The sequence below is a fragment of the Streptomyces durocortorensis genome (genome assembly GCF_016901035.1).
Taxonomy (GTDB): domain Bacteria; phylum Actinomycetota; class Actinomycetes; order Streptomycetales; family Streptomycetaceae; genus Streptomyces; species Streptomyces durocortorensis.
The window spans coordinates 1-2,798 of sequence record NZ_JAFEUF010000434.1 but is presented as its reverse complement, the minus strand read 5'-3'; the positions used below and the strand labels follow the sequence as shown (position 1 = coordinate 2,798).

Genomic DNA, 2,798 nt, shown 5'->3' with positions numbered 1-2,798 from the left:
GTCCTGCCCGCCCTCGGCACCACCACCCAGGACGCCCCCCAGGACGCCGCCGGGCTCCGCGACGTCCTCGCCCCGCTCATCGGCGCGCCCGGACTCGGCGACAAGGGCGCCGCGTCCGTCATCGACACCGCCACCGGCGAGCAGCTGTACGGGAAGGGCGCCACCGCCCCGATGACCCCGGCCTCCACCATCAAGATCGCCACCACCACGGCCGCTCTCTCCGTCCTCGGCCCCGACCACCGCATCGCCACCACCGCCGCGCTGTCCCCCGACTCCCGCACCCTCACCCTCGTCGGCGGCGGCGACCCCACGCTCAGCAAGGCGGCCCTGCGCTCGATGGCCGACCGGGTCGCCGAGGCGATCCGCGAGGACGGCACGCCCTCCGTACGGCTCACGTACGACCTCTCCCGCTACACCGGCCCCGTGCTCCACCCGATCAGCCCCAACGAGAACATCGCGCCCGTCACCGCCCTGATGGTCAACGAGGGCCGGGTCAACGACACGGACCGCGGCCCCGCCAAGCGCACCGATGACCCCGCGGGCGACGCCGCCCGCACCTTCGCCGTCGCCCTGAAGAAGGCGGGCGTCAAGGTCACCGGCGCCCCCCGCGAGGCCCGCGCCGCCGACGAGGCCCGCACCGTCGCCACCCACCGTTCCGCCCCGCTCGACGCCCTCGTCGAGCGCACCCTCACTAACAGCGACAACGACATCGCCGAGGCCCTCGCCCGGCAGACCGCCATCGCCAAGGGCGAGAGCGCCTCGTTCGCCGGGGCCCGCCGCGCCGTCGCCAACGAGCTGAAGAAGCTCAAGGTCCCGGTGGGCGGCGCCCACTTCGCCGACGGCAGCGGCCTGGACCGCAAGGACCGGGTCACCCCCGCCCTCCTCACCGCGCTCCTCGCCCGCGCCGCCGACCCCGACCGCCCCGGACTCCGCCCGGTCCTCACCGGCCTCCCGATCGCGGGCTTCAGCGGCACCCTCGGCGGCCGGTACGCGCCCGACGCCGAAGGCACCGGCCTGATCCGCGCCAAGACCGGCACCCTCTTCGGCGTCAACTCCCTCGCCGGCACCGTCGTCGACCGCCAGGGCCGCCTGCTCGCCTTCGCCTTCCTCGCCTCCGGCAGCATCGACGCGGGCGAGGCCGAACCCGCCCTCGACGCCCTGGCCACCGCCCTCGCCGGAACAGGCGGCTGAGAACGGGGCCGCACCCGAAGAGCGGTGCAAGACCCCACCACCGGGGGACAGGCTCACGTACGGTTGACGCATGACGAGCATCGGTGGTGCCCAGATGGTCGACTGGAATCTCGCGGTGGCGACCGCGACCCGGCTCGTACGGCCCGGGCCCGACATCAGCCGCGAGGAGGCCCGCGCCGTCGTCGCGGAGCTCCGGCGGCACGCCAAGGCCTCCGAGGAGCACGTCCGGCTCTTCACCCGGATGATCCCCGAGGGGACCGAACCCGAGGACACCCCCGTCCTCGTCGTCGACCGGCCCGGCTGGATCAAGGCCAACGTCGCCGGCTTCCGCGAACTCCTGAAGCCCCTGCTCACCAAGATGGAGAGCCGCCGCACCGGCGGACCCGGCGGCGCCGTCCTCGGCGCGGTCGGCGGCAAGGTCACCGGCGTCGAGCTGGGCATGCTGCTCTCGTTCCTCGCCTCCCGGGTGCTCGGCCAGTACGAGACGTTCGCCCCCGCCACCAGAGAGCTGCCCGCTTCCGCGAACGGCGGCGGCCGACTCCTCCTCGTCGCTCCCAACATCGTCCACGTCGAACGGGAGCTGGACGTCGAGCCGCACGACTTCCGGCTCTGGGTCGCCCTCCACGAGGAGACCCACCGCACCCAGTTCACCGGCGTGCCCTGGCTCCGCGACCACCTCCAGGGCGAGATCCAGGCGTTCCTCGACGAGACCGACGTCGACCCGATGACCTTCCTGGAACGCCTCCGCGAGGCCGCCCAGTCCCTCTCCGGCGGCCGCCCCGAGGGCGAACAGGGCGAGAGCGACACCCGCAGCCTCGTCGACATCGTCCAGACCCCCGCCCAGCGCGAGGTCCTCGGCCGCCTCACCGCCGTCATGTCCCTTCTCGAAGGACACGCGGACTACGTCATGGACGGCGTGGGCCCCGACGTCGTCGGCTCCGTCTCCGAGATCCGGGAGAAGTTCCAGCAGCGCCGCGCCCAGGGCGCCGGCCGCCTCGACCAAGCCCTGCGCAAGCTCCTCGGCCTCGACGCCAAGCTCCGGCAGTACAAGGACGGCGAGAAGTTCGTACGGTCGGTCGTCGACGAGGTCGGCATGGACGGCTTCAACCGCGTCTGGACCTCGCCCAACACCCTCCCGACCAAGGCCGAGATCGCCCAGCCCGCCGACTGGGTCGCGCGCGTGCACCGTAAGGCCGAATCCTGACCAACGGGCCGTCCGGATATGCGCGAGGGACCGATATTCGCCCCCCAATCACCCATCCGAGGGACCATGGAGGCCCGGGAAGGCGTGCAATGCTCGATGAACAGCTTGCCTCTGTCACCATCGACGCACTCTGAGTGACGGGACTCACGCGTTCCGGCGCTCGACGCACCTCCCGAACTCCACGAAGGGCACCGGACATGGGTCCCCATCCTGCGGTCGCGGCGATACGCCTGGCGGTCCGCCGCGTACTCCACGACGTCATCACAGAATTCCAGCGGAACGCCGGCCACGACCGGCCCGCCGAAGCGGCCAGGCGCCCCGCGCACGCCGCCCCCGCCCCCTACGCCGAGGCCGGTGCCGCGGGCGGCCCCCGCGCCCGCGGCGGCCCGCCCCGCCCCCCCCC

General features: G+C 73.5%; 2 protein-coding genes and 1 pseudogene. All 3 read left to right on the top strand.

Features of this window, described 5'->3' with window-relative positions; translation table 11 throughout:
* A partial coding sequence (gene dacB / locus JS521_RS35070; protein ID WP_205086903.1) for a D-alanyl-D-alanine carboxypeptidase/D-alanyl-D-alanine endopeptidase occupies nucleotides 1-1,191 on the top strand: 1,191 nt, incomplete at its 5' end.
* Nucleotides 1,192-1,261: 70 nt separating this feature from the next.
* Nucleotides 1,262-2,395, top strand: a complete 1,134-nt coding sequence (locus JS521_RS35065; RefSeq protein ID WP_205086902.1) for an Rv3626c family coenzyme F420 biosynthesis-associated protein — start codon at nucleotides 1,262-1,264, stop codon at nucleotides 2,393-2,395.
* Between the two features lie 197 nt (nucleotides 2,396-2,592).
* Nucleotides 2,593-2,798, top strand: a pseudogene (locus tag JS521_RS35060) (tRNA lysidine(34) synthetase TilS); the annotation flags it as partial.